The organism is Streptomyces sp. cf386 (assembly GCF_900103585.1).
Lineage (GTDB): Bacteria > Actinomycetota > Actinomycetes > Streptomycetales > Streptomycetaceae > Streptomyces.
Map to the genome: position 1 here is coordinate 453356 of NZ_FNHV01000003.1, position 26815 is coordinate 480170.

The 26815-nt window shown below is 67.6% G+C and carries 22 protein-coding genes; 9 read left to right on the forward strand and 13 right to left on the reverse strand.

Annotated features, from left to right (window positions below; genetic code table 11):
• Positions 1-145: 145 nt before the first annotated feature.
• The 6 genes from BLU79_RS09960 to BLU79_RS09985 all read right to left on the reverse strand — a co-directional run bounded on the left by BLU79_RS09960 (position 146) and on the right by BLU79_RS09985 (position 5935).
• Positions 146-1354, reverse strand: coding sequence for a glycosyltransferase family 4 protein (locus BLU79_RS09960; RefSeq protein ID WP_093905277.1), 1209 nt, complete (start codon positions 1352-1354; stop codon positions 146-148).
• Positions 1355-1382: 28 nt separating this feature from the next.
• On the reverse strand, positions 1383-2363 hold the full coding sequence (locus tag BLU79_RS09965; RefSeq protein ID WP_093905278.1) for an NAD-dependent epimerase/dehydratase family protein: 981 nt from the start codon (positions 2361-2363) through the stop codon (positions 1383-1385).
• A gap of 166 nt (positions 2364-2529) precedes the next feature.
• Complete coding sequence (locus BLU79_RS09970) at positions 2530-3222, reverse strand: class I SAM-dependent methyltransferase (protein WP_093905279.1); 693 nt, start codon at positions 3220-3222, stop codon at positions 2530-2532.
• A 184-nt stretch (positions 3223-3406) separates the two neighbouring features.
• Positions 3407-4519 (reverse strand): glycosyltransferase, encoded by a 1113-nt coding sequence (locus tag BLU79_RS09975; RefSeq protein ID WP_093905280.1) that lies wholly within the window; start codon positions 4517-4519, stop codon positions 3407-3409.
• 56 nt (positions 4520-4575) lie between these two features.
• The gene (locus tag BLU79_RS09980) at positions 4576-5124 is read right to left on the reverse strand and encodes an LbetaH domain-containing protein (RefSeq protein ID WP_093905281.1); all 549 of its coding nucleotides are present in this window, start codon (positions 5122-5124) and stop codon (positions 4576-4578) included.
• Between the two features lie 94 nt (positions 5125-5218).
• Positions 5219-5935, reverse strand: a complete 717-nt coding sequence (locus BLU79_RS09985; protein ID WP_093905282.1) for a CDP-alcohol phosphatidyltransferase family protein — start codon at positions 5933-5935, stop codon at positions 5219-5221.
• A gap of 231 nt (positions 5936-6166) precedes the next feature.
• On the opposite strand from BLU79_RS09985, the gene BLU79_RS47835 reads away from it, so the two are divergent.
• Entirely contained in the window at positions 6167-6664 is a 498-nt protein-coding gene (locus tag BLU79_RS47835) for a hypothetical protein (RefSeq protein ID WP_143052479.1), read from the forward strand.
• The gene (locus tag BLU79_RS09990; RefSeq protein WP_093905283.1) at positions 6565-7875 is read left to right on the forward strand and encodes a hypothetical protein; all 1311 of its coding nucleotides are present in this window, start codon (positions 6565-6567) and stop codon (positions 7873-7875) included. The genes BLU79_RS47835 and BLU79_RS09990 overlap by 100 nt, the downstream gene beginning before the upstream one ends.
• 35 nt (positions 7876-7910) lie before the next feature.
• Here the strand turns inward: BLU79_RS09990 and BLU79_RS09995 are convergent, their stop codons facing one another.
• A complete protein-coding gene (locus tag BLU79_RS09995; RefSeq protein ID WP_256333234.1) occupies positions 7911-9383 on the reverse strand; it encodes a sugar transferase in 1473 nt (490 codons plus the stop codon).
• Between the two features lie 338 nt (positions 9384-9721).
• On the opposite strand from BLU79_RS09995, the gene BLU79_RS10000 reads away from it, so the two are divergent.
• Complete coding sequence (locus tag BLU79_RS10000) at positions 9722-10267, forward strand: hypothetical protein (protein WP_143052480.1); 546 nt, start codon at positions 9722-9724, stop codon at positions 10265-10267.
• 81 nt (positions 10268-10348) lie between these two features.
• Here BLU79_RS10000 and tuf read toward each other — a convergent pair whose 3' ends face one another.
• From tuf to BLU79_RS10025, 5 genes are all read right to left on the reverse strand, one after another.
• Positions 10349-11542 carry an elongation factor Tu gene (gene tuf, locus BLU79_RS10005; protein WP_093905285.1) on the reverse strand — a complete coding sequence of 398 codons (1194 nt, stop codon included), beginning with the start codon at positions 11540-11542 and terminating at the stop codon, positions 10349-10351.
• A 156-nt stretch (positions 11543-11698) separates the two neighbouring features.
• Positions 11699-13825, reverse strand: a complete 2127-nt coding sequence (gene fusA, locus BLU79_RS10010; RefSeq protein ID WP_093905286.1) for an elongation factor G — start codon at positions 13823-13825, stop codon at positions 11699-11701.
• Between the two features lie 39 nt (positions 13826-13864).
• The gene (gene rpsG / locus BLU79_RS10015) at positions 13865-14335 is read right to left on the reverse strand and encodes a 30S ribosomal protein S7 (protein ID WP_003992340.1); all 471 of its coding nucleotides are present in this window, start codon (positions 14333-14335) and stop codon (positions 13865-13867) included.
• Positions 14336-14338: 3 nt separating this feature from the next.
• Complete coding sequence (gene rpsL / locus BLU79_RS10020) at positions 14339-14710, reverse strand: 30S ribosomal protein S12 (protein ID WP_003948652.1); 372 nt, start codon at positions 14708-14710, stop codon at positions 14339-14341.
• A 352-nt stretch (positions 14711-15062) separates the two neighbouring features.
• Entirely contained in the window at positions 15063-15527 is a 465-nt protein-coding gene (locus BLU79_RS10025; RefSeq protein WP_093905287.1) for a DUF1707 and DUF4190 domain-containing protein, read from the reverse strand.
• 459 nt (positions 15528-15986) lie between these two features.
• Between BLU79_RS10025 and BLU79_RS10030 the strand changes: the two genes are divergently transcribed.
• From BLU79_RS10030 to BLU79_RS10055, 6 genes are all read left to right on the forward strand, one after another.
• The gene (locus BLU79_RS10030) at positions 15987-16703 is read left to right on the forward strand and encodes a Crp/Fnr family transcriptional regulator (RefSeq protein ID WP_093905288.1); all 717 of its coding nucleotides are present in this window, start codon (positions 15987-15989) and stop codon (positions 16701-16703) included.
• A 124-nt stretch (positions 16704-16827) separates the two neighbouring features.
• Positions 16828-17592: a hypothetical protein gene (locus BLU79_RS10035; RefSeq protein ID WP_093905289.1), complete on the forward strand. Its 765-nt coding sequence runs from the start codon at positions 16828-16830 to the stop codon at positions 17590-17592.
• A complete protein-coding gene (locus tag BLU79_RS10040; RefSeq protein ID WP_093905290.1) occupies positions 17589-19835 on the forward strand; it encodes a hypothetical protein in 2247 nt (748 codons plus the stop codon). Before BLU79_RS10035 ends, BLU79_RS10040 begins: the two co-directional genes overlap by 4 nt.
• A 22-nt stretch (positions 19836-19857) precedes the next feature.
• On the forward strand, positions 19858-21216 hold the full coding sequence (locus BLU79_RS10045; RefSeq protein WP_093905291.1) for a hypothetical protein: 1359 nt from the start codon (positions 19858-19860) through the stop codon (positions 21214-21216).
• Positions 21213-21734, forward strand: coding sequence for a Pycsar system effector family protein (locus BLU79_RS10050; protein ID WP_093905292.1), 522 nt, complete (start codon positions 21213-21215; stop codon positions 21732-21734). The genes BLU79_RS10045 and BLU79_RS10050 overlap by 4 nt, the downstream gene beginning before the upstream one ends.
• Before the next feature lie 32 nt (positions 21735-21766).
• Positions 21767-22789: a M48 family metalloprotease gene (locus BLU79_RS10055; RefSeq protein ID WP_093905293.1), complete on the forward strand. Its 1023-nt coding sequence runs from the start codon at positions 21767-21769 to the stop codon at positions 22787-22789.
• Positions 22790-22871: 82 nt separating this feature from the next.
• Here BLU79_RS10055 and BLU79_RS10060 read toward each other — a convergent pair whose 3' ends face one another.
• Positions 22872-26771 carry a DNA-directed RNA polymerase subunit beta' gene (locus BLU79_RS10060; protein ID WP_093905294.1) on the reverse strand — a complete coding sequence of 1300 codons (3900 nt, stop codon included), beginning with the start codon at positions 26769-26771 and terminating at the stop codon, positions 22872-22874.
• Positions 26772-26815 lie beyond the last annotated feature (44 nt).

The following is a 26815-nucleotide window of genomic DNA, read 5'->3' on the forward strand; positions in this document are numbered from 1 at the left end:
GCAACGCTTCTGACTGCCTCGCACCTGATACCCCCGATGAGCGGGCAAACGGAATAAATCGGCGCAGATAGATTTATAACCTTGGAACCCGGCTGACCGCCCGCATTTCAGAGGGGTGTTTCGCCGGTTATGAATTGCCGGGAATTCACCGTCGCCGCCCGCCGGTCCGGCGCACCGCCCGGAGAATTTCCTCGAATCGCGAAGCGCACGCCTCCAGGGCGAACTCCCGCTCGGCCAGCGCCCGGCTCTCCTTGCCCAGCGCCTCCGCGCCCATCGGGTCGTTCAGCACCTCGCGGACCCAGGTGGCCGCGCCGGCCAGCGAGGACTCCTCGGGGGCGAACACCGCCGAGCCGGCCTGACGGAGCAGCTTCGCCGCCAGGTTGTCCGCCGGCATCAGGCCCAGCACCGGGCGTCCGGCACACAGATAGGACAGCGTCTTGGAGGGGACGGAGAACTCCCCGGCGTCCGCCGCCAGCAGCACGACCAGCACATCGCCCGCGCCCAGCACCTCGGGCAGCCGGTCGTAGGGCTGAAAGGGCAGCAGGGTCAGCTCGACGCCACGGGCGGCGGCGGCCTCCTTGATGACCGGCACGGCCGGGCCGTCGTTGACGACGACGAGACGGACCCGTTCGCCCTGCTCACGCAGCGTCTGGGCGAGCCGCACCAGCAGGGCGGGGTTGTGCTTCAGGCCGATCGTGCCGGAGTACAGCAGGGTCCGGACGCCGGTGAGACCGTGCTCCGCAGACCAGGCGTTGGCCCGCTCCACGGGGCGGATCTCGTCCAGCGGCGCCCAGTTGGGGATGACGGTGACCTTGTCGGCGGTGCCCCACTCCCGGTGGATCCGCACGAAGGAGTCGGCGATCACCACGACCGCCGAGGCGCGTCGCGCCGACCACTTCTCGCCCTGCTCGAAAACCCTGGCGGCGACGCCCATCAGCTTCGACACACCCGCGGCGGCAAAGCTCTTGAGAGCTACGGCGGTGATGTCCTGGTGCCACAGCACCCAGGGGATGCGCAGCGCCCTCAGCGCCGACGCGGCCACGACCAGGGTCGGGATCGGCAGATTCCCCAACATCGCCACGTCCGGCTTCTCGCGCCGTACCTGTCGGGCCAGTTCCAGGCCCAGCCGGGTCTCCTGGAAGAGGCGTCGGACGTAGGCGCCCTTGTCGAGCACGATGCGGTCGCCGATGGTGACGAAGCGGAGGCCGACGTCCGTGTCCTTCGCGAGGTTGCCCTTCCCGGAGACGTAGGCCGGGCAGGTCGAGTGCACGACGTCATGACCCCGGTGCGCCAGCTCGCGGCTGAGCTGGGCCTGGAAGGGGTGTCCGCTGTAGTCGTGGACGAGGATCCTCATCGTCTGCTCTCCCGGCCGGTTCGAGGGGTCAGGAGTGAGCGAGCTTGACCTGGTCGTAGACCCAGGCATAGGTCTTCTCCAGGCCTTCGGCCAGGGGGATCGACGGCTCCCAGCCGTACAGTTCGCGGATCAGGGCGTTGTCGGAGTTACGGCCGCGTACGCCCTGCGGGGCGTCCAGCTGGTACTTGCGCTCACAGCGGATGCCCGCGATCTCCTCGACGATGTCCACCAGCTGGTTGATGGTGACCAGTTCGGAAGAGCCGAGGTTGACGGGGACACTGCTGGTCCCGTTCATGAACATCTGCGTGCCGTGCAGGCAGTCGTCGATGTACATGAAGGAACGGCTCTGCCGGCCGTCGCCCCAGATGTCGATCCGGTGCTCACCGGAGATGACCGCCTCGGCGATCTTGCGGCACACGGCCGCCGGGGCCTTCTCGCGGCCTCCGGTCCAGGTGCCCGCGGGGCCGTACACGTTGTGATAGCGCGCCACTCGGCAGGTGAACCCGTAGTCCTCCTCGTAGTGGCGGCACATCCGCTCGGAGAACAGCTTCTCCCAGCCGTAGCCGTCCTCGGGCTGGGCCGGGTACGCGTCCTCCTCCTTCAACGCGGTGACGTTCGAGGCGACCTGCTTGCCGGCGGCGTACACACAGGCGGACGAGGAGTAGAAGTAGCGCTCGACACCGGCCTCGTGGGCGGCCTTGAGCATATGGGTGCTGGTCAGCACCGACATCATGCAGGCGGCCTTGTGGTTCTCGATGAAGCCCATGCCGCCCATGTCGGCGGCCAGCATGTAGACCTGGCCGGCGCCCCGGACGGCGGCGCGGGCGTCGTCGAGGAGCGACAGGTCGGCGACGACGTTCTCGGCGTCGGGGTGCAGTTGGTGCCACTCGTGCTCCGGCTTGATGTCGACACAGCGGACCGACAGCCCCTGCGCAAGGAGGTCGGCAGCGAGATGCCCGCCGATGAATCCCCCGCCTCCGGCAACAACGACGTTCACCTGCTTGGTCATGGCAGCTCCTCCAGAAATCCCGGGATCCGATATCCGGTAGGCTATGTGCCATATTTCCTCATTTGCGCCATATGCCACGCGCATCCGTGTTCCGAGTCACTCGATGACTCCGTATGGGCCTGTCATCGGCAGATCTCGGGAATCGGAGTCATCGAAGTCACCGGAATCAACAGACCTCGAACCACAGCGAAGCGGGAAAGTGCCCCTCCCCTGATACGAGACCGTCGCGGTGGGGCGCCGGCCGATAGTCCGGGAACACCGCCCGCATTTCGTCGGCCTTCTCGTAGTGCAGATGGGACAGGCACGCGAGGATCCGGGCGCGGTCGTTGTGCGTCAGAAAGGCCCGCACCAGCGAGGTTTCCGCCCAGTGCAACACGCTGTCCAGCAGGTCGCACTGGTAGTCGTACGGCAGATAGATGTCGTGGACGTGCACGATGACACCGGGTGCGAGACGCGGGAACACCTCCAGGACGAGGAAGTTCACATCCGAACCGGGCTTGACCACATGGGACGAGTCGACGAAGAGCACGTCACCCGCGGTCAGGGAGGTGAACACCGCCAGGCCGACGGCCTGGACCGGCGTGCGGTGCAGGCGGACGCGGTCGTCGCGGGTCAGCCAGTCGCGCGGGTACGGCTCGACGCAGGTCACCGTCCCGGGATGCCCCTCCTCGGCATTGCGGGTGAGTGCCTGCAGCGCGATATGCGTGGAGACACCGCTGCCCACTTCGAGATACCGGCCGGGGCGGAGTGTGCGCAGGATGCCGTGCAGGGCCTGCGCCTCGATATAGCCGTATCCGGGGCCGAGTTCACCCGCCTTCTCGAGCACCGCGTTTCCACGGTATTCGTCGACGAACGGCATGCACGCTTTCTGGGATTCCGCCAGACCGCGCACGTCCGGAGCCGAGGAATAGTAGTGACGCGGCGCGACCAGGATCCCCACCCTGGAGAGGGCCTTGTTCGCGACGACCGTCTGGCGCTTGGCGAACCGCTTGATCTACTGCCGAACACGCAGCGAAATTCGACTGTCTTCCATGGTCGTCCCACTATCCGTTTCGGTAGATGTCTTCCAGCCGGTCCGCCACCGCGTGAATGGAGAAGCAGTCCTCCACCGCACTCCTGCCCGCTGCCACCAGCCGGTCCCGCTGCTCCATGTCGGTGAGCACCTCACAGACCGCATCGGCCATGGCCTGCGGGCTGCCGTCCGTGACGATCGCCGCTCCGCGGTGCGCGAGTTCGTCCGCCATACCGCAGGTGTCGGTGCACACCACCGGGGTTCCGGCGGACAGGGCCTCGATCACGGTCATGGGGAACGGCTCGTCCACGCTCGGCAGCACGTACACCGCCGCTTTCGCATAGGCACGCAGCGCCTCGGCGTACGACAGCGCCCCTCCGTAGGAGACGACCTCCCCGAGCCGATGGTCGGCGATGAGCTGACGCACCGTCGGCAGCAGGCCCTCGTCCGCCCCGTGCAGGGTGAAGCACGCGTCGGGCAGCTTCCGGTGCACCAGCGCGGCCATCTCGACGAACGCGTCCGGGCGCTTGCGCGGGTGCAGCCGCGCCATGAAGAGCACCTCCGGGGCGCGCGGCCGGCGCTCCGCCACGGCGCCCTGCCCGGGCCGCACGCCGTTGGGAAGCCTCAACAGCGGCGGCCCCTCCGGCCCGATGACCTCGGACACGGCCCGCCGCTCCCGCTCGGTGAGCACCAGACAACCGCGCGCCCGGCGCAGAAGAGGTACGTACAGCCGGTCGAAGAGCCGGGCGACCACCCTGTGGCGCGGCTCCACCATGCCGTGCGTCTGCGTGAAGAACCTCTTCCCGCGCAACGCGGCCACGGCGAGCGCGGTCAGCGAGACGAGGTCGCGTCCCGCGTGGATGTGCACGACGTCGGCCCTGCCCATGGAGCGCCACATGTCCCGGACGAGCAGCGGATGCATGATCCCGGTGAAGCGGCCGGGCAGCAGCGCACGCGCCGGACGGGTGTGCAGCGGCACCGAGCCGATGTAGGCCGGCGCACCGGATCGGCCCCGCCACAAGGACAGCAGCCTGACCTCGTGGCCGCGCGCCGCGCACTCCTCCAGTTGCCCCGCCGCCACGCTCGTAGGACCGCCGTACGCTCCGTCCTCGCTGACGAGCGTCACCACATGAACGAGCTTCAACGCACGCCCTTCCGCCTGCCTGGTCACATGCCTCGTCGGGCGCCCCTCCGCCTGCCTCATCGCACTCCCCTGCCCATGACGACCTCACCCGGCGCGACATCGCGATGGGCGACCGCCGCGGCACCCACCACAGCGCCCCGGCCGACGGTGACCCCGCGCAGCACGACGGCCCGCGCCGCGATCCAGGCGCCGGGCTCCAGATGGATGGGCCCGTTGTCGAACTCGAAGGTGGGGGTGTGGTGTTGATGACTTCCGGTGCACAGCAGCGCGTCCTGGGAGACGCAGACATCGCTGCCGATGGTGATCCGCTCCAGGTTCAGCAACCAGGCGCCGTCGCCGATCCACACGTCGTCGCCGACCTCCAGCCGCCACGGCCAGTGCACACGGACCCGCTGTCGGATCAGCACCCGCTGCCCGATCCGCGCGCCGAAGGCCCTCAGCAGAGCGGGCCGCCAGCGGTCCGGGAACCACCATTTGACGAAGACGAGGTGGAGTACGGCGAACCAGGCTGCCTGAACGAGCAGGGGACGCCCCTTGTCATAACCGGCTCCGGTGAACCCTCGCAGCGAGCGTTCCACGGCGGTCGGCGCCGCGGTGTCTGCCATGGCGGGCCCTTCCTTGTGAATCGAGTCAACCGGGTCAGTCGGGCCATTCGGATCAGTCGGAGTCGGATCAGTCGGACCAGTCGGACCAGTCGGGTCAGGAGAGTTCCCGGAACCATTTGGCGAGGAATGTCGGCACGAACAGCAGATGGGCCACCAGCAATGCCGCATACAGCGCGAAGAAGACCCTCTGGTTCCCCAGGAACACGAAGATCAGGCACAGCAGGCCGTAATCCAGGGGCAGCAGCGCCATTCCACGCGCAGCGGAGGGCGGATGCGTCGGCCGGGATACCGGGCCGGCCCGCACCTCGGCCTCCCGCCGTCTGAGCTGTTCCGTGAGCATTCCTCCGAAGAACAGCAGGACGGCGGCGAACTGAAAGGCGATCGGGGTGAGCAGCAGGACGGGACGCGGCAGCTCGAAGAATCGGTAGAAGGAGATCAGTACGGCCGCATGGATGCCCAGGACCTTCGCACAGTCCACGACATGGTCCGTCCACTCCCCGACAGGGCTGGCCGCCCCGTGCAGCCGGGCCAGTTGACCGTCCGCGGAATCAAGCGCGAAGCCCACGAGCAGGGCGAGCGCGACCCATCCCCCGAGCGTGTGCGAGGGGGAGCAGGAGGCGATCGCGGCAATGGCCGGGAAGGTGGCCAGCGCGCTCGCGGCGGTCACATGGTTGGGCGAGAGCCCGATGCGATGCGCCGCGGCCGCGAGCAGCCTTCCGGCGGGCCGATTGACGAATCGCGCGTAGCCGGGAACCCCGCGAGCGGGCTTCTGCGCCGTCGAGAGCTGCCTCAGTGCGCTGGGGAAGTCCACGCTCTCTCCGGTGGAACGCTAGTCGGGGATGTGATCGAGCACCTCTCACCTCGATGACGACCATGTCCCGAACGTAGGCGCTCGGTCCCACGGGGTCCGATTGGACAAGCGGGCTTATCGTGAGATCCACCCGATCAGCTCACCCGATTTACCGGCAAGCCGCCTTGAGATGCCTTCCCCGGATTGATTGAGTGGCGAAAAGAGGGGGATTCCGAAGCAAGGGCAGAAAGCATGTACGTCGAGCAGACGGCAGCCGACCTTCACCTCCTCCGCAAGCCGGAGGACCCCGCATCCGCGCATCGTCAGGCGGACAAAAAGAGAGAACTCTCCCTTGCCTTCGGACTGTTCTGCGCGACATTTTTCACGCACGCAGCCCTCGCCCTGTTCATCGGCGCGAACGGCTGGGACGACGGATCCATCACGCTGGCGTTCGCCCGCACTTTTGCCGATTCCGGCCAGATCGCGCTGACCCCGGCATCAGAAACGGTCGAGGGTTTTTCCAGTCCCCTTTGGTTTCTGCTGATGGCGGGCACCTTCCGCGTGCTGCCCTTGGATTTCGACGGCATGATCCTGGCAAGCCAGCTGTGGTCCGGGATCTTCGCGGCCCTCGGTGCGGGCTCGTTCACACCATGCTGCGACCGTACGGCCGCGTCCAGGCCTGGCTGCTCGGCCTGGTGCTCTTCGGGTACGGGCCGTTCCTCAACGAGACCATCAACGGCATGGAGATGACGTCACTGTCCGCGGTGGCGCTCGCGATCGTATGGCTGGTGCGGAGCGGCCATCGGTATGCGTGGATCGGGCTGGCACTGCTGGCTGCCACGGCCCCGTGGATCCGGGCGGAGGCCGTCGGCTACGTCGTCGCCGGCGCCGTGGTGCTGGCGATCTCGTCGAAGCGGTATCGCCGCCGGGCGTGGGCCCTTGCCGCGGGGGCCGTTCTCTCGCTGGCGGTGCTCACAGCGGTTCGCCTGGCGATTTTCGGCTCGCTGCTGCCGAACACGATGCTGGCCAAACAGTCCAGCCCGTACAGCGCGGACTCGACCGTCAGGCAGTTGCTGCAGATGTTCGTGGCCGCAGTCGAGGTCCTCTACGTCCTGCTGCCGGCAGCGGTCATCGTCGTCACGGCACTGGCGGGCACGCGCGGCGGGTTGCGGACCGTGGGCGCCGTGGCGTTCCGGCGTATGCGCTCACGGAGTTGGCATCCCGTCGCGGCCTTCAGCGTCGGGTACCTCGTGGCTGTCGCCGCGTTCAACGTGGGGATCGGACGGAACTGGGGCTACATCGGACGGATGGAGCAGTCCGCGATCGCGCTGGGCGTGGTGGCGGTCGTCCTGTCCAGGCCTCGTGTCATGCGATCCCTGAAATCCACGCCCCGTCTCGTCGCCGTGATCGCCGCGCTGCTCCTGCTCTCGTCCTGCGGTATCGAAAGGCAGTTCATCGCCGCGCGGCTCCACCCGGAGCATCAGGTGGCTGTCACCCCGGCCGTGTACCGAACGGCCGGTGAGGCGATGGACGAGGTACGGGTCAGGCTGGGAATGCCGGAGCTGACCGTGTTGACGCCGGATGTCGGCGGGTCGAGCCTGTGCTGCTCGAACCTGAGGATCCTCGACCTCGCGCTGCTGGCCAACACCGCGCTCGCGCACGACGGATACGCCGCGCTGCCGTCGTATCTGAAGGCGAGCAATCCCGATCTGGTGGAAGCACACGGCATGTGGTCGGAGGCCTCGAAGCTGTACGACATCGACCGTTTCCGGGGCCACTACACACCGGTCGTCGTGCGTGGAAGGTGGATGTACCTGCGAAACGACCTCCGCCGGGAACTCGATTCGCGGTGCACACCGATCACCCCTGAGGAAGCACGCCCGCTTCGCTACCGCGGCGCCGATGTCGACGAGCGATATGTGCGCTCCCTGAATCTCGCATCGGTGTGCCGGATCTCCTGACGGCGTCAATACGCCCCGTGTCAGTACGCACCGTGTCAGTACGCACCGCGCCCGTCCAGCACGGCACGGACCGTGCGGGCCATGACCCGCATGTCCCAGGCCAACGACCAGTTGTCGACGTACCGCAGATCGAGCGAGACGGTCTCGTGCCAGGACAGGTCCGACCTGCCGCTGACCTGCCACAGTCCGGTGAGGCCGGGTTTGACGCTCAGTCGGCGCATCTCCACCTGGTCGTAGCGGGCGACCTCCTCGGGCAGCGGCGGGCGGGGTCCCACCAGCGACATATGGCCGAGCAGGACATTGACCAACTGGGGCAGTTCGTCCAGCGAGTAGCGGCGCAGAAAGCGCCCGACGGACGTGACCCGCGGATCCCGGCGCAGCTTGAACATATGGCCGTCGTGTTCGTTCGCCGCCGCCAGGTCACCCTTCATCCGGTCCGCGTCGGCCACTATGGTCCGGAACTTCCACATGGGGAAGGGCGTCCCGTTCCGGCCGACGCGCTCCTGGCGGTAGAGGACCGACCCCGGCGAACTGACGTGCACGGCGAACGCCAGCAGCGCGAACAGCGGAGCCAGCACCATGAGCAGGACCAACGCGCCCGCTCGGTCGGTGGCGGACTTCAGCAGCGTCGGCAGGCCACCGCGCGTCGGCGGTGAGATGTCCAGCAGGGTGAGCCCGGCGGCCGAGGCGATCCGGACCCTGCGCCGGGCCACTTCGACGACGCCGGGCAGCACCATCAGCCGACGGCCCCGGTCGTGCAGGGCCCACGACAACCGCCGAAGCCGGTCCCCGCCCATACTCCTGCCCGTGGTGAGGAAAACCAGGTCGGCACCGAGCGCCTCGGCCGCTTCCGCCACGGGCACGGCATCCTCGTCCGGAGCGGTCGGCTCACCCACCCGCAGCCGGGCGGACACCGGCACACCGGACAGCACCTCGCCCTCGCCCAGCACACAAGCCCCGACCACCACATACCCGTGGTCGGTACGCTCGGCCAGCTGCCCGACGACGGCGTCCACGGCCCCGGCCTCACCGATGACGAGGACGCGTCGCAGACTCCGGGCGTGCCGACGTACGGCCAGGACGTGGCGGTGAATCGCCTTGCGGCAGACCACCGTTGCCGCCAACGACGGACACAGCGCGCCAAGAACCGCCTCCGGCGCGTCGCCCAGCCCCCACACGGTACGCAGCACGGCCAGAGCGCCGAACAGCACCAGCCAGTCCCGCACCAGCGGTCCGATCGGGGCACCCTCGTCCCAGGTCCAGGGCGTGTAGCGGTCCGCGGCGAGGCCCACGAGGACCCAGACGACGGTGATCGCCACCGCTTGTTGCACAGGGTGGGCCGCACCGATCGCGGAGAGGGCCACCGCCGTCGGCAGGGCCATACCCGCGGCGTCGAAACAGACCGCGACCGGTACGTACCACCTGTCGGCAGGGCCGTTGCGTGCGGTTGGCCGGTGCGGTGTGGGGGCCACCGCCTGCCCTGGCACCGTGCTGATGGACTGCCGCATGGTTCTCCCTGTGACCCCGGCCGTCGGGCGAAGAGGTGGGGCACGGCTACATCGGAGGAGCAGCCGCGCCCCGCGGAAGTGTTATACCAACCTTTTTGCATGTATGTCGTATTTACCCGACTTACTGTCCGGCATGGGCTCCGCCTTTCTGGTGCTCTGGAACCCGGACGGCCTAGGCAGAGCAAACCTGAGGGCGTGACACCGGTGTGATTGTGCAATTGATCAGACTGCCCGGCGGCCACGCTGACAGTCCGTCAGAACTCGAATCGCCGAAGAGAGCGGCGCGAGGGTCCGCAGGGGCGAGATCCAGTACACCCAGCACAGAAGGAGCACTCGTCGTGCGAGTAACCACTCGAGCAACCACACGGTCGACAGCAGCGAGATGGGGAGCGCGGTGCGTCGGCGTCGGACTGGCCACGGCGCTGGCGGTCGCCTTCGCGGCGGGCCCCGCCTCAGCCGCCCCGGGGCCGCAGCTGGGGGCCGCGGTGGCACCCGAAGAAGTTGCCGACAACCCGGACTGTGACGACTTCACTCAGTTCGCCGGCGCCGAGGAGTTCGACACGGACGACGAGCCGACGAACGGGCAGGTGCTGGACATCAACGGGCAGGGAACGATCACCCTCGGCGTCACGCAGAGAACAGAGGAGCCGGACGGACAGCTGCTGAGTTTCGACGTCGAAGGCCCCTTCGCCGTCGTGGGAGCCATCGTCAAGGGCGGTCCGGCAAACGAGGGAGGAGCCAACCTCTACGACTACACGGGCACGCCGGCCGGCCAGATCGAGGCCGACGTGGATCTCCACGCCCAGCTCAACCCTCCCGGCAACGCCATCACCGACATCAGTCACGTGGCGTTCTGCGTCGTCCCGGACGGCAACAACACCTGACGACAAAGGGGCCCGTACGACCGAAGTCGTACGGGCCCCTTCAGGAGCTCGCGATGGAGCTACCAGGTCAAGTCAACAAGCTTACTTGTTGATCTTGGTGACCTGGCCGGCGCCCACGGTCCGGCCACCCTCACGGATGGCGAACTTCAGGCCCTCCTCCATGGCGACGGGCTGGATGAGCTCCACCTTCATCTCGGTGTTGTCACCCGGCATGACCATCTCGGTGCCCTCGGGGAGGGTCACAACGCCGGTCACGTCCGTCGTACGGAAGTAGAACTGCGGACGGTAGTTGTTGAAGAACGGCGTGTGGCGGCCACCCTCGTCCTTGGACAGGATGTAGGCCTGGGCCTCGAACTCGGTGTGCGGCGTGACCGAACCGGGCTTGATGATGACCTGGCCGCGCTCGACGTCCTCGCGCTTGATGCCACGGAGGAGCAGACCGACGTTCTCACCGGCCTGGCCCTCGTCGAGCAGCTTGCGGAACATCTCGATGCCGGTGACCGTGGTGGTGGTCTTCTCCTGCTTGATGCCCACGATGTCGACGGTCTCGTTGACCTTCAGGACACCACGCTCGATACGGCCGGTGACGACCGTACCGCGACCGGTGATCGTGAAGACGTCCTCGATCGGCATCAGGAACGGCTTGTCGACGTCACGCTCGGGCTGCGGGATGTTCTCGTCGACGGCCTTCATCAGGTCGAGGACGGACTGGCCCCACTCCTTGTCGCCCTCAAGGGCCTTGAGCGCCGAGACCTTGACGACCGGCAGGTCGTCGCCCGGGAACTCGTACTCGGAGAGCAGCTCGCGGACCTCGAGCTCGACGAGCTCCAGGATCTCCTCGTCGTCCACCATGTCGGCCTTGTTCAGGGCGACGACGATGTACGGAACGCCGACCTGGCGGGCCAGGAGCACGTGCTCCTTGGTCTGCGGCATCGGGCCGTCGGTGGCGGCGACCACGAGGATGGCGCCGTCCATCTGGGCAGCACCGGTGATCATGTTCTTGATGTAGTCCGCGTGACCGGGGCAGTCGACGTGGGCGTAGTGACGCGTCTCGGTCTGGTACTCGACGTGCGCGATGGAGATGGTGATACCGCGCTGGCGCTCCTCAGGAGCCTTGTCGATCTGGTCGAAGGCCGAGGCCTCGTTCAGGTCCGGGTACGCGTCGTGCAGCACCTTGGTAATGGCGGCCGTGAGGGTCGTCTTACCGTGGTCGATGTGACCGATGGTGCCGATGTTGACGTGCGGCTTAGTCCGCTCGAACTTCGCCTTCGCCACTGGGGTCCTCCTGTGGAGTGGTTCTGAACGCCTTGCTTCATCGGCGCCAGGTGATCTTTGCTGGAAAGCCCGGGCCCCGGGGCATTCACGCCACGATTGTGACGGAATGCCCCCTGAGGCTCCGGAGTCAAGCCTAAAGCGTGTGAACGGAGTGCGTTACTCGCCCTTGGCCTTCGCGATGATCTCCTCGGCGACGTTCCGCGGAACCTCGGCGTAGGAGTCGAACTGCATCGAGTAGCTTGCGCGACCCGACGTCTTGCTGCGGAGGTCTCCGACGTAGCCGAACATCTCCGAGAGGGGCACGAGGCCCTTCACGACGCGCGCACCGGCCCGCTCCTCCATGGCCTGGATCTGGCCACGGCGGGAGTTGATGTCGCCGATGACCTCACCCATGTAGTCCTCGGGCGTGGTGACCTCGACGGCCATCATCGGCTCGAGCAGCACGGGGCTGGCCTTGCGAGCGGCCTCCTTGAAGGCCTGCGAACCGGCGATCTTGAAGGCGAGCTCGGAGGAGTCGACCTCGTGGTAGCCACCGTCGATGAGCGTGACGCGGACGCCCGTCATCTCGTAGCCCGCGAGGATGCCGAACTGCATGGCCTCCTGCGCACCGGCGTCGACCGAAGGGATGTACTCCTTCGGGATACGACCACCGGTGACCTTGTTCACGAACTCGTACGAGGCGTCGCCGCCCTCGATCGGCTCGATCGCGATCTGCACCTTGGCGAACTGGCCGGTACCACCGGTCTGCTTCTTGTGCGTGTAGTCGACGCGCTCGACGGCCTTGCGGATCGTCTCACGGTAGGCGACCTGCGGCTTGCCGACGTTGGCCTCGACCTTGAACTCACGGCGCATACGGTCGACCAGCACCTCGAGGTGCAGCTCGCCCATACCACCGATGATGGTCTGGCCCGTCTCCTCGTCCGAGTGGACCTGGAAGGAGGGGTCCTCCTCCGCGAGACGCTGGATGGCGACACCCAGCTTCTCCTGGTCACCCTTGGACTTGGGCTCGATGGCGACCTGGATCACCGGCGCCGGGAAGTCCATGGACTCCAGGATGACCGGGTTCTTGTCGTCGCTCAGCGTCTCACCGGTGGTGGTCTGCTTCAGGCCCATGACGGCGACGATGTCGCCGGCGCCCACCGACTCGATCTCCTCACGCTTGTTCGCGTGCATGCGGTAGATCTTGCCGATGCGCTCCTTCTTGCCCTTGACGGAGTTCAGCACGGCGGTGCCGGACTCCAGGCGGCCCGAGTAGACCCGGACGAAGGTGAGCTTGCCGAGGTGCGGGTCGCTCATGATCTTGAACGCCAGCGCGGACAGCGGCTCGTCGTCGGACGGCTTGCGCTTGACGACGACCTCGGGGTCCTTCACGTCGTGGCCCTCGATGGCCTCGACGTCGAGCGGGGTCGGCAGGTAGCGCACGACCGCGTCGAGCAGGGGCTGGACGCCCTTGTTCTTGAACGCGGTGCCACAGAACACCGGGGTGACCGTGGTGTCGCTGGACTTGCCGGACGCGATGGTGATGCGACGGATCGCGGCGTACAGCTGCTCCTCGGTGGGCTCCTGGCCCTCCAGGTACAGCTCCATGATCTCTTCGTCGTTCTCGGCGACGCCCTCGACCAGCTTGCCGCGGTACTCCTCGGCAGCCTCGACGTGCGTGGCCGGGATGTCGACGACGTCGTACATCTCGCCCTTGGCGGCCTCGGCGGACCACACGAGCGCCTTCATGCGGACCAGGTCCACGACGCCCTTGAAGTCGGCCTCGGCGCCGATCGGGAGCTGCATGACGAGCGGCTGGGCGCCCAGGCGGTCCGAGATCATGTCCACGCAGCGGTGGAACTCGGCGCCGGTACGGTCCAGCTTGTTCACGAAGCAGATGCGCGGCACGCCGTAACGGTCGGCCTGACGCCACACCGTCTCGGACTGCGGCTCGACACCGGCGACACCGTCGAACACCGTGACGGCACCGTCGAGGACGCGGAGCGAACGCTCCACCTCGACCGTGAAGTCGACGTGACCCGGGGTGTCGATGATGTTGATCGTGTAGTCGTTGTCCTCGAGCGGCCAGTGACAGGTGGTGGCAGCAGAGGTGATCGTGATGCCACGCTCCTGCTCCTGCTCCATCCAGTCCATGGTGGCAGCGCCGTCGTGGACTTCACCGATCTTGTAGCTGACGCCGGTGTAGAAGAGGATCCGCTCGGTGGTGGTCGTCTTGCCCGCGTCGATGTGGGCCATGATCCCGATGTTGCGGACCCTGGCCAGGTCAAGTGAAGTGGTAGCCATAAGGCTTCAGTCTTCTCTCGGTCTCGATGGGGGTAGCGACTACCAGCGGTAGTGCGCGAAGGCCTTGTTGGACTCGGCCATCTTGTGGGTGTCCTCACGCTTCTTCACAGCGGCACCGAGGCCGTTGGAGGCGTCGAGGAGCTCGTTGAGCAGACGCTCGGTCATGGTCTTCTCGCGACGGGCGCGGGAGTAACCGACCAGCCAGCGCAGCGCCAGCGTGTTGGCACGACCGGGCTTGACCTCGATCGGAACCTGGTAGGTCGCGCCACCGACACGGCGGGACTTGACCTCGAGGGTCGGCTTGATGTTCTCAAGCGCGCGCTTCAGCGTGATGATCGGGTCGTTGCCCGTCTTCTCACGCAGACCCTCCATGGCGCCGTAGACGATGCGCTCGGCGGTGGAGCGCTTGCCGTTCAGCAGCACCTTGTTGATGAGCGACGTGACAAGAGGGGAACCGTAGACCGGGTCGATGATGACCGGGCGCTTCGGGGCGGGGCCCTTACGAGGCATTTTCTACTTCTCCTTCTTGGCGCCGTAGCGGCTGCGGGCCTGCTTGCGGTTCTTCACACCCTGGGTGTCAAGGGAACCGCGGATGATCTTGTAGCGAACACCCGGCAGGTCCTTCACACGGCCACCACGCACGAGCACGATGGAGTGCTCCTGCAGGTTGTGTCCCTCACCCGGAATGTAAGCGGTGACCTCGATCCCGCTGGTCAGACGCACACGCGCGACCTTACGCAGGGCCGAGTTCGGCTTCTTCGGGGTGGTCGTGAACACACGCGTGCAGACGCCACGACGCTGAGGGGAACCCTCGAGTGCGGGCGTCTTGTTCTTCTCGACCTTGTCCTGCCGGCCCTTACGGACCAGCTGCTGGATCGTAGGCACTACTTCTCCGGTTTCTGTGTGCCGAATGGTGAAGCTAACCTGGAACATTCGCCGACCCACGCGGTCGGGTGTGTCGAATCGGCGGACTTCCGCCGCGAGGCGAAAAGAGCACAGATTACGGTGGCCGCTCACGGCTCGCTATGCGGTTGAAGGCACGCACAAGAGCCAGGGCACACCCCAGGCACAAGGTCTGAGCGTACCTACCTCATTCGCTGCGGTCAAAACAAATGGGCCCCGCCCGCATCGCCATGCGGCCGATGTCAAGACCGCGCAGCGTGTTTGATCATCGATTCCCCGATCCGAGCACGTCAGCCCCCGGTCCACGCACCCCTCGATCCGCCCACCCACGAGGCTATGCGGACACGGCGGCGGCCACGAACATCAGCGTCACCAGCACCGCCCAGCCCGCCGTGGACAACCACCCGAGCACCAGCCCGGTCAGGGCGAGCCCGTCACCGCCCTCCCCGGTGCGGCGGATCTCGGAACGCGCCGCGTGCCCCAGGACCACGGCCGGGATACCGGTCAGCCCGAAGCTCACGAGACACAGCACGCCACAGAGGGCGGAACCGACCGCCTTGCCGTTGGTCTGCGGCCGCGCCACCGGCAGGAAGGTCCGCGGCACGGGCGTGACGGGCGCCGGCTGCGGCACCGGCCCGAGCGGCAGGTCGGCGACGAGCAGCGCCAGCTCACCCACCGTACGGGCCGTGTAGGCCCGCTCGACCCGCTTCTCGAACTCGGGATGCTCCAGCCGCCCCTCCCCGAACCCGGCCCTGAGCACATCCACGGCCCGCTCACGATCGGCATGCGAGGCAAGCATCTGCGAGCCCCCCTGACCAGCCCACGACATCGGGGCACCACCGCCGGGCCAGGGCTGCGGGGCGGTACCGCCGGGCCAGGGCTGCGGGCTGCCGCTGCCCTGCCACGGCTGCGGGGCGTGGCCGCCCTGCCACGACTGCTGGGCACCCTCGCCCTGCCACGGCTGCCCTGGCTGCCACGACGGAGACGGATGCGTCATGGAGCACCTCCCCCGTACTGGTCGGAGTCCCTCCATCATCCGCCGAACGGGCAATTACGGCATCGGGGTCGCACCCGGAGATAACCCCGAGACGGTCCCGGAGGCGCTCAAGGGCGGCCGCCCGGAGGATTCCGTGGCCCGATGCGAGCACATCGGGCCACGGCGGCCGGTTGTCGCCGGTTCACCGCGTGGCCCCTTCGAGTACGTTGACTGGTTGGCGGGGAAGAGGCATCGGCGCAGGTGAACACGGGGGCAACGGGCATGACTGGGAGGCAGAAACGCGCGTGGGACGACGACGGCTTCGACGACAGGGTGCCGTTCCTCGCCCGGCTGGAGAAGAACGACCGCATCGCCCTGCTGGACATCGGCCGCCCGCTGCGCTACCCGGCGCGGAGCATCATCATGCGCCAGGACGAACCCTCCGCCCATGTGCTGCTCCTCCTGCACGGCTGGACCAAGGTCACGGCCCTCGCGGCCAACGGGTACGAGGCCCTGCTCGCCCTGCGCGGCCCCGGTGACATCGTCGGCGAGGGCGCGGCCCTGAGCAGGCGCCAGCGCTCGGCGACCGTCACGGCGCTGGAGCCGGTAGAGGCGGTCGTCATAGGGCAGAGCCGTTTCACCGCGTTCCTCTCCCGGAATCCCCAGGTGGCGTTACAACTGCTGAGCCTGACCACCGACCGACAACGGTCCACCGACCGCCGCCGAGTGGAGTGGGCCGCCCTCACCGTGCGCGAGCGGCTCGCTGTCCTGCTGCTCGAACTCGTCCGTACCCATGGCACCAGGACCGACGAGGGCATCGAGCTCACGATAGGGCTCAGCCAACAGGAGTTCGCGGGCTCGGTCGGGTCATCCCGCGAGGCCGTCGCCCGCCTCCTCAAGGAACTGCGCACCCGCGAGGTCGTCGCCACCAGACGCCGACGCATCGTGGTCCTGCGCCCGGACGTCCTGCGCCGCATCATCGGCGAGCACTCCGCCTGAAGGCACACCGAGCCCGGCCGTTCCATGCACACGGTCACAGTTCGTCCATGTCATCGGTCCTCTGAGGCACGTCCACAACCCGCCATCGTGCTGGGCATCGGACACCTACGCGCGAGAGGCAGCCATGACCGACCCTGTGTACCGCACCCTCCTTCTCTTCGACATCGAGCAGTTCGGCTCCCGCGACGACGTGGAACAGGCGTTCCTGCGACGGGTCCTCTACGAGGTCGTGGACGCCACACTGCTCACCGCCGGCATCGATGAGACCGCGCGTCAGCGTGCGGATCGCGGCGACTCCGTCATGGAGCTCATCGACGTCCAGGCCTCGGTGCCGACCCTGGTCAAGACGCTCCTCACCGAGACACCCGCCCTCCTCCACAGCAAGAACCGTCTGATCGCGAGCAGCGCCCAGATGCGCCTGCGCATCGTGCTGTCCGCCGGCTACGTCGCCATCGACGAGCTGGACGGCTGGGTCGGCTCGGACCTCAACCACGCCGTCCGCCTCCTGGACTCCGCCCACCTGCGCAACGCCCTCAAGCAGCGGGACGACGACAGCGTCCTGTGTGTGTCCGACGGCATCTTCCAGGGCGTCGTGCGCCACGATCGGCTGGGAGTTCGCTCGGCTGACTTCCACCGCATCACGGTGGAGACGAAGGAAGGGCCGACCGTCGCCTGGCTGCACGGAGAGCCGATCGCGGAAGGCCCGGAAGAAGCCGTAGGGGGCATGCAGGACCAGGCTCCGCGTGCCCGACGCGCCGCAGTCGATCTCGGCCACGCCTCCTTCGGCGGCAGCTACGTCGACGGCGATCAGCACGGCGTCAGCAACGGACACGTCACCGGCGACGTGATTATGGGCAGCAAGATCACCGAGCGTGGTGAGCGGAGGTGAGCGGGGAAACGCCGGGAGCCCAGCCCTCCGGATCCGGACCGCCGCAGCAGGCCAGGGATCCGCACGGCGACGCTCCCCAGCCCGGTACCGAAGGACCTGAGGCGGAGGACGACAAGGAGGAGGAGCACGACCGGCCCCAGGACGCCTGGTCGGCCCGTCGGGACCTGGTGGACCACAGCCCGAAGGCGATGGGGGTCGGCTCGAACTCCCGGTTCGGCGGCAGCCTCGTGGCGGGCGACCAGCATGGCGTCAGCGGCGGGCTGGTCGCGGGCGACGTGATCATGGGCAGCAAGACGGAGGTCGTCTACCAGTTCGGCATCTCCGCCTCGTCCCACGCCTCGGGCGAGGTCCCTCAGTCGACTCTCGACCGCCTCGCCCCGCTCTTCGTCACGGACGAGAGCGCCTTCGAGGACCTCGTCACGCGGCTGCGCACGGAACGGGTCGTCGTGCTCGCCGGCCCGCACTTCACCGGCCGGCGTACCGCCGCTCTGATGCTTCTGCATCGGCTGCAGGCCTCCCCGGTCCGCATCCTGGTCCGCGACACCTCGCCGGCGAAGCTCGTCCAGCAGCTCGGCGACAAGGAGCACCGGGCCAAGGGCTACGTGCTGTGCGATCTGACGACGCGCCGGGACGAGCCCCTGCGGGAGCCGCATCTGTTCGCCGCCCGCGACCAGTTGGCCAAGGAAGACGCCTACCTGGTGATCACGGTCAGGCCCACGGCCGAGCTGGAGGACATCACCCCCGTCGCCTGGCAGCCGCCCGACGCCGACGACGTACTGAAGGCTCATCTGCGCGAGCTGACCGACGAGGCCACCACACGCCGACTGCTGGCGTTGCCCGCGGTCACGGACTTCCTCGGCCGGGACCACCAGCTGCGCGAGGTCGCGGCGTTCGCCAAGCGGTTGAAGCAGTACGCGGACGGTGAGGTCGGCGAGGCCGAGGTCGCGGCCTTCTCGCTGTTCAGCTTGGAGAGCCAGGTCCTGGAGTGGTTCGAGGAGGACGAGGAGCGAGTTCCCTTGCGGGACAAGGCGTTCCTCGTCGCCCTGGCCGCCTTCGACGGCGGCCCGTACGCCCTCACCGCCGAACTGAGCGATCTCCTCTACGCGTTCTTCCAGAAGACCGAGAACTCCGGGCTCCACCCCCAGGTCCCGGTGTTCGGAACGCACATCGGCAAGCGGCTCCAACTCGCCCGCGCCGAGCTGTACCAGGAGGAGGAGAACACGGAGTGGGGTCCGGTCCTCCAGTCCAAGGCCGCCTTCCTGGACGACCGGGTGTCTCTCGTGCTGCTGCGAGAGGTGTGGACCGGCCATCCCTCGGCCCGGCCGGCCCTGGTGGACTGGCTCCAGCGGCTCGCCGGCGACGGACGGCCCCTGGTCCGCACGCGCGCCGCGTCGACCGTCGCCGTGCTCGCCTATGCGGATCTGCCCTCCACCATGGCACTGATCGTCGAACCGTGGGCGGATTCCCGTCTGTTCCGCCACCGACTCGTCGCGGTCAACGCGCTGACGCTGGCGCATCTGCTCGACGCGCCCAACATCCCCCGCATCCTCGACGACTGGTGCGGGACCGAGACCGAGGAGGTGGGACGGCGCTGGGTGGCCATCCGGGCGTACGGCCTCATCGGCGCGGAGCAGCCGAAGCGGACCCTCGCCGCGCTGCGCGCCGCCATCCGCAAGGAGTACGACGGATTGGACGAGGAGGACGGCCCCGACGAGCTGATGGTCGGCCAGCTGGCCCAGTCGGTGGAGCTGCTGCTGCTCTCCCCCGCCCGTGACCAGGTCCTCGCCGAACTGCTGGCGAAACTCGACGACGACCGGCCGGCCCACGACCTCGCCCTCGGCGGCTTCCTCAACGCCTGCGCACGCACCCGGGACGGCGAGCGGTTCGGCAGGCCGCTGCTCCTCGACTGGTACGCCACCACGGCAGACAGGCGTGACCCCGCGGCCGACGGCATCACCAGGCTGTGGCGCACGGCTCTCGACGACCGCGACCACACCCGGGACGCCCTGAGGACGCTCGGCATATGGGTCCACACCGCCGATCGGGACCAGGCGACCGAATGGGCCCTCGCCTCACTGCTCAGGGCACTGGTCACCACCGCCGCCGAGCACCAGCGCCTCAGCCACCTCCTGCGCACCCTGCACGGTGAGGACGGCGCGGCCTCACCGGACGTGGCGGTCCGGCTGCTGACCGTCCTCCCCGACCCCGACACGGCACACCCGTCGCTCCAACCGACCCTGTGAACCGGCCAAGGAGACAAGCGTCATGGCTGACTTCCGCAAGCCGCCGGACTTCGAGCAACCGGCAGACCGGCACACCCCGCTGGTCGATCCCGTCGTCACCGTACGGCAGCTCTCGCGCTGGGGATTCGCCCGCAGGGCGCTGACCCGCATCGAACATGCCCTGGTCTTCTCGACCTCCAAGGGCGACTACGACGAATTCCTTCCGCCGGTACGTCCCCGCCGCAGCGAAGCGGCTGCCCGGCGCTACACGGCGGTCTACGAGGTCGACATGGGGGTCCATCCCCACCGGGCGGAGATCCCTCTGCCGAGCGACAACGACGCCTTCGAGTTCGCCGCGACGATCGAGTTGTCCTGGCAGGTCACCGCGCCCAAGACATTCGTACGGAGCGGTCACCGCGATGTTCCCGCACTGCTTCTCGGCGAACTGCAACAGGCAGCCCGCTCACTCACCCGCAGCTTCGCCATCCACGACAGCGCACGGGCCGAGGCGGAACTGTTGCGGGTGCTGACCGACCCGGAGCGCCCTCCGCTCGGTGCCACCGTCGGCCTGAAGGTCGTCTGGACCCTGCGTCTGAGCCGGGACCAGCAGGAGATCGAACACCGACAGCGCCTGCAAGCCATCGACCATGCCACAGCCGAGCAGATACGGACCGAGCAACTCGGCAGGGACTACGACGCCGAGCTCGACCGACGCGCCCGCCGACAGGACGAACTCCAGATGGAGCGCGCCACCGAGTACGGACGGATGGAACACGAGCTCAGCCTTCAGCGGCAGGAGTGGCAGCAGGACCAGGAGCGGTTGCGGGCCCAGCACCAGGCCGAACTCCTGCAACTCGAGGCCGAGAAGATCGCGTTCTACCAGAAGTATCTGGAGGAGGGTGGCGTGGTGGCCTGGGCCCTGCAACTGGCCACCCGCCCGGAAGACATACAGCTTGTCGTCAAGAGCATGCACGAGGACCAACTACGGCTGGTCCAGGCAAAGATGGACCTGGCGAAGGAGCTGCTGGGCGGCGACAACCTCGAGGAGTACGAGCGGGAAGCACCCAAGCGACTGGCCCTGAACGCCGTGTACGAGATCTTCAACCAGCGTCTGCCAGGCGTCCCGCGCGATCGGGCCTCCTCCCCTCCGCTCACCCCTCATACGGAGGTATCGCTCGCCAAGCAGAACGACGACGCCCCACCCGCGAGCGATCCCGAACCCACAGCTCCGGCAAACGATCCGGTCGACAAGCCGATCGACAAGTCGGCCAACGAGAAGCGGAGCGGCACCTTCGCCGACTGGCAACCGCCCCCGGGCTACGGCAGCTCACCGGCCGGGCCGTCCTCGCCGACCGAGGCACAAGAGTCCGACCACGGCGTGCCCGAGGGACGCACACCATGAGCGACACCGGGTCAGGGACTCCCTCGCCCCCGGGCGGCCCGGCTGCGGAGCGTCTTCTGGCCGACCTTCGCTCCGAGATCGCCCGCGCCGACGCGAAGGCGTCCGTGCTCGTGGCCGCCCTCGGAGCGGCGACGGGGGTCATCGGCAGCGTGCTGGGGGGACGCACCTGGGCACCGCCCCGGCTCTCCGCTCTCGGCATGGCGGTCTGGTGTTCGGGGCTTGTCGCGCTCGCGGTCACACTTCTGGCGCTGCTCATGGCAGTCCTCCCCCGCCACGGCACCCACCGCTGGACGCCGGGCGCACCGCTCTCCTACTTCGGCGACATCCAGCGGGCCGTGCGCAGCGGCCACCTCGCCCAGGCTCTGGCCGAGACCGAACGCGCCCCGGCAGCAGGAACGTTCACCGCACTCACCGAGACCAGTCGCATCGCAGTGCGCAAGCACCAGTGGATCCGCACCGGGCTGATCGCCCTCGGCGTCGCCGTGGTGACGATGCCCCTCTCTCTGCTCATCGGCTGACCTCAGCCCTTCCGCTCACCCAGGAGACCCTTATGCCCGACCCCACCGACCCTCGGCACCCTGCGGAACCCCCGCCTCCGGAAGGGTCCCAGCCTCCACCCGCCGACGATCTCGACTACCGGCACAGCACCGGCCGGCTGCACTTCGCAGCACGCCAACGCGGGCTCGACGCGACGGCGTTGGGCCAGCTCGTCCTGTATCTGCCCGGCACCGTCATGAGCCTTGTGGTGCTGCTGCTGATCTCCGGTGGACTGGACGCGTGGCTGGGCGTCCCCTTCTGGATCCTGCCTCTCGTCTGGCTGCTGTCGGGGGCGCTGCTCTTCCACCGCCCCGTCGAGGACTTCCTCGCCCTCCATCTGCTGCGGCTGCAGCGCCCCTTACCCGACGAGTACGCACGGCTCGCCCCGATATGGCGGGAGGTCACCGCACGGGCAGGCGTAGACGGTCGGACGTACGAGCTGTGGGTCCAGGACAGCGACGACCTCAACGCCTATGCCGCCGCAGGGCACATCGTGGGCGTCACCCGGTTCGCGCTGGACAACCTGTCGAGCGCGCAGCTGGCCGCCATACTGGCCCACGAGCTGGGCCACCACACCGGCGGGCACGTCTGGTCATCGCTGCTGGGCGAGTGGTACGCGCTGCCGGGCAGGCTGGCCTGGCGTGTGATCCGGAGTGTGATGGTGCTCGCAGTGGCATGGGCGAGCTACTACTCCTGGCTGGCCACGGCTCTACTGATCTTCGTCACCGGCCTGCTGACCATCTCGACACTCGAGAAGCTCTACGGACTGCCTCTCATCCTGCTGGTCACGCCCTATCTCATCGCGGCAGTGGGCCGAAGGGCGGAACTGCGCGCGGACCAGCACGCCGCCGGGCTCGGCTTCGCCCGGGAACTCGCCGGGGTACTACAGGCCATGCACGAAGCCGAGCGCAAGGCCAGGCTCGCGGCCATGACCGCTGCCGGCGGCAAGGACCCGCAACCCGGCCTCCTCGCCCGCCTGCTCGCCACCCACCCCGACTACCCGACACGGCTGCACCGGCTGCGGCCTTACCTGTAGCCGAGCCTCGGTCCGCGGACGGCGTACGCCGAAGGGCGGCCACCCAAAAGGTGACCGCCCTCCAACACTTCAAACCCAGACCCTACTGGTTGTACGGCCCGTAGTCGTAGTCCTCCAGCGGCACAGCCTGACCAGACCCCGTACCGAACGGCGAGTAGTCGATGTCGTCGTACCCGACGGCCGAGTACATCGCGGCCTTGGCCTCCTCGGTCGGCTCGACCCGGATGTTGCGGTAGCGGGACAGACCCGTACCGGCCGGGATGAGCTTACCGATGATGACGTTCTCCTTGAGGCCGATCAGGGAGTCGGACTTGGCGTTGATCGCCGCGTCCGTGAGGACCCTGGTCGTCTCCTGGAAGGACGCCGCCGACAGCCAGGACTCCGTGGCCAGCGAGGCCTTGGTGATACCCATGAGCTGCGGACGACCGGAGGCCGGGTGACCGCCCTCCTGGACCACACGACGGTTCTCGGTCTCGAACTTCGAGCGCTCGACCAGCTCGCCGGGCAGCAGCTCGGCGTCGCCGGACTCGATGATCGTCACGCGGCGGAGCATCTGCCGGATGATGATCTCGATGTGCTTGTCGTGGATCGACACACCCTGCGAGTTGTAGACCTTCTGGACCTCGCCGACCAGGTGGACCTGGACGGCACGCTGACCCAGAATGCGCAGCACGTCGTGCGGGTTGGTGGCACCCACGGTGAGCTTCTGGCCCACCTCGACGTGCTCGCCCTCGCTGACCAGGAGTCGGGCACGCTTCGAGATCGGGAACGCCGTCTCGTCGCTGCCGTCGTCCGGGGTGACGACGATCTTCTTGGTCTTCTCGGTCTCCTCGATCCGCACACGGCCGGTGGCCTCGGAGATCGGGGCGACACCCTTCGGGGTACGGGCCTCGAAGAGCTCGACGACACGCGGCAGACCCTGGGTGATGTCGTCACCGGCCACACCACCGGTGTGGAAGGTACGCATCGTCAGCTGGGTACCGGGCTCACCGATGGACTGGGCGGCGATGATGCCGACCGCCTCACCGATGTCGACCAGCTTGCCGGTGGCCAGCGAGCGGCCGTAGCACATGGCGCAGGTGCCGACGTGGGACTCGCAGGTCAGGATCGAGCGGGTCTTGACCTCCTCGACACCGTGGTGCACCAGCTGGTCGATGAGCACGTCGCCCAGGTCCACGTTGGCCGGCGCGATCACCTTGCCGTCGATGACGACGTCCTCGGCGAGCATGCGGGCGTAGACGCTGGTCTCGACGTCCTCGGCCTTGCGCAGCACGCCGGCGGCGTCGCGGTGGGCGATCTTCAGCTTCAGACCGCGCTCGGTGCCGCAGTCCTCCTCGCGGATGATCACGTCCTGCGAGACGTCCACCAGACGACGGGTCAGGTAACCCGAGTCGGCGGTACGCAGGGCGGTGTCCGCCAGACCCTTACGGGCACCGTGCGTGGAGATGAAGTACTCCAGCACGGACAGACCCTCACGGAACGAGGCCTTGATCGGACGCGGGATCGTCTCGTTCTTCGCGTTCGACACCAGACCACGCATACCGGCAATCTGACGCATCTGCATCATGTTGCCTCGTGCACCCGAGTTCACCATCATGAAGATCGGGTTGGTCTTCGGGAAGTTCTCGTTCATGGCCTCGGCAACCTCGTTGGTCGCCTTGGTCCAGATCGCGATGAGCTCCTGCGTGCGCTCGTCCTTGGTGATCAGACCGCGCTCGTACTGCTTCTGGACCTTCTCGTCCTGTGCCTCGTAGCCCTTGACGATCTCCTTCTTCGCCTCGGGAACGACGACGTCGGAGATGGCGACGGTGACACCGGAACGGGTGGCCCAGTAGAAGCCGGACGCCTTCAGGTTGTCGAGCGTCGCCGCCACGATGACCTTCGGGTAGCGCTCGGCGAGGTCGTTGACGATCTCGGAGAGCTGCTTCTTGCCGACCTCGTAGTCGACGAACGGGTAGTCCTCGGGCAGCAGTTCGTTGAAGAGCGCACGGCCGAGCGTGGTCCTCAGACGGAAGCTGTCACCCTGCTGCCACTCCGGCTCGCCCTCTTCCTGGGCGGGCGGCGTCCAGCCACGCGGCGGGATGGTGCCGACCGGGAAGCGGATGTCGATCTTCGACTGGAGCGAGAGCTCGCCCGCGTCGAAGGCCATGATCGCCTCGGCCACGGACGAGAATCCGCGGTCCACGCCCTTCACGTCCCGCATCTCGCTGTCGGTGGTGAGGAAGAACAGACCGAGGACCATGTCCTGGGTCGGCATCGTCACCGGACGGCCGTCGGCGGGCTTGAGGATGTTGTTCGAGGACAGCATCAGGATGCGGGCCTCGGCCTGCGCCTCCGCGGACAGCGGAAGGTGGACGGCCATCTGGTCACCGTCGAAGTCCGCGTTGAACGCGGTGCAGACGAGCGGGTGGATCTGGATGGCCTTGCCCTCGACCAGCTGCGGCTCGAAGGCCTGGATGCCGAGGCGGTGCAGGGTGGGAGCACGGTTCAGCAGAACCGGGTGCTCGGCGATGACCTCTTCGAGGACGTCGTACACGACCGTGCGGCCGCGCTCCACCATGCGCTTGGCGCTCTTGATGTTCTGCGCGTGGTTCAGGTCGACCAGGCGCTTCATCACGAACGGCTTGAAGAGCTCCAGCGCCATCGCCTTGGGCAGACCGCACTGGTGCAGCTTCAGCTGCGGACCGACGACGATCACGGAACGCGCGGAGTAGTCCACACGCTTACCGAGCAGGTTCTGACGGAATCGACCCTGCTTACCCTTCAGCATGTCGCTGAGGGACTTCAGCGGGCGGTTACCCGGACCGGTGACCGGGCGACCACGACGACCGTTGTCGAAGAGGGCGTCAACAGCCTCCTGAAGCATGCGCTTCTCGTTGTTGACGATGATCTCGGGCGCGCCGAGGTCGAGGAGCCTCTTCAGACGGTTGTTGCGGTTGATCACACGGCGGTACAGGTCGTTCAGGTCGGAGGTCGCGAAGCGGCCACCGTCCAGCTGCACCATCGGGCGAAGGTCCGGCGGGATGACCGGCACGCAGTCGAGCACCATGCCCTTGGGGCTGTTGCTGGTCTGCAGGAACGCGGAGACGACCTTCAGGCGCTTGAGCGCACGGGTCTTCTTCTGGCCCTTGCCGGTACGGATGATCTCGCGGAGCTTCTCGGCCTCCTCGTCGAGGTCGAAGGACTCCAGGCGCTTCTGCAGCGCCGCGGCACCCATCGAACCGTCGAAGTACGTGCCGAAGCGGTCACGCAGCTCGCGGTAGAGCAGCTCGTCGCCCTCGAGGTCCTGGACCTTGAGGTTCTTGAACCGGGTCCACACCTCGTCGAGCCGGTCGATCTCGCGCTGCGCACGGTCACGCAGCTGCTTCATCTCACGCTCGGCACCCTCGCGCACCTTGCGGCGCACGTCGGCCTTGGCGCCCTCGGCCTCCAGCTCGGCCAGGTCGGTCTCGAGCTTCTTGGCGCGGGCCTCCAGGTCGGCGTCCCGGCGGTTCTCGATCTGCTGCCGCTCGACGGAGACGTGCGCCTCCAGGGAGGGCAGGTCGCGGGTACGGCGCTCCTCGTCGACGTACGTGATCATGTACGCCGCGAAGTAGATGACCTTCTCGAGGTCCTTGGGAGCCAGGTCGAGCAGGTAGCCCAGCCGGCTCGGGACACCCTTGAAGTACCAGATGTGCGTGACAGGCGCGGCCAGCTCGATGTGGCCCATCCGCTCACGACGCACCTTGGCGCGAGTCACCTCGACGCCACAGCGCTCACAGATGATGCCCTTGAAGCGAACGCGCTTGTACTTGCCGCAGTAGCACTCCCAGTCCCGGGTCGGACCGAAGATCTTCTCGCAGAAGAGTCCGTCCTTTTCGGGCTTGAGGGTGCGGTAGTTGATGGTCTCGGGCTTCTTGACCTCGCCGTGGCTCCACTGACGGATGTCGTCAGCGGTGGCCAGACCGATGCGGAGCTCATCGAAGAAGTTGACGTCGAGCACTATGCGTCAATCCCTCTCAGGGTTGTAAGTCTTGGGGTCTGAAA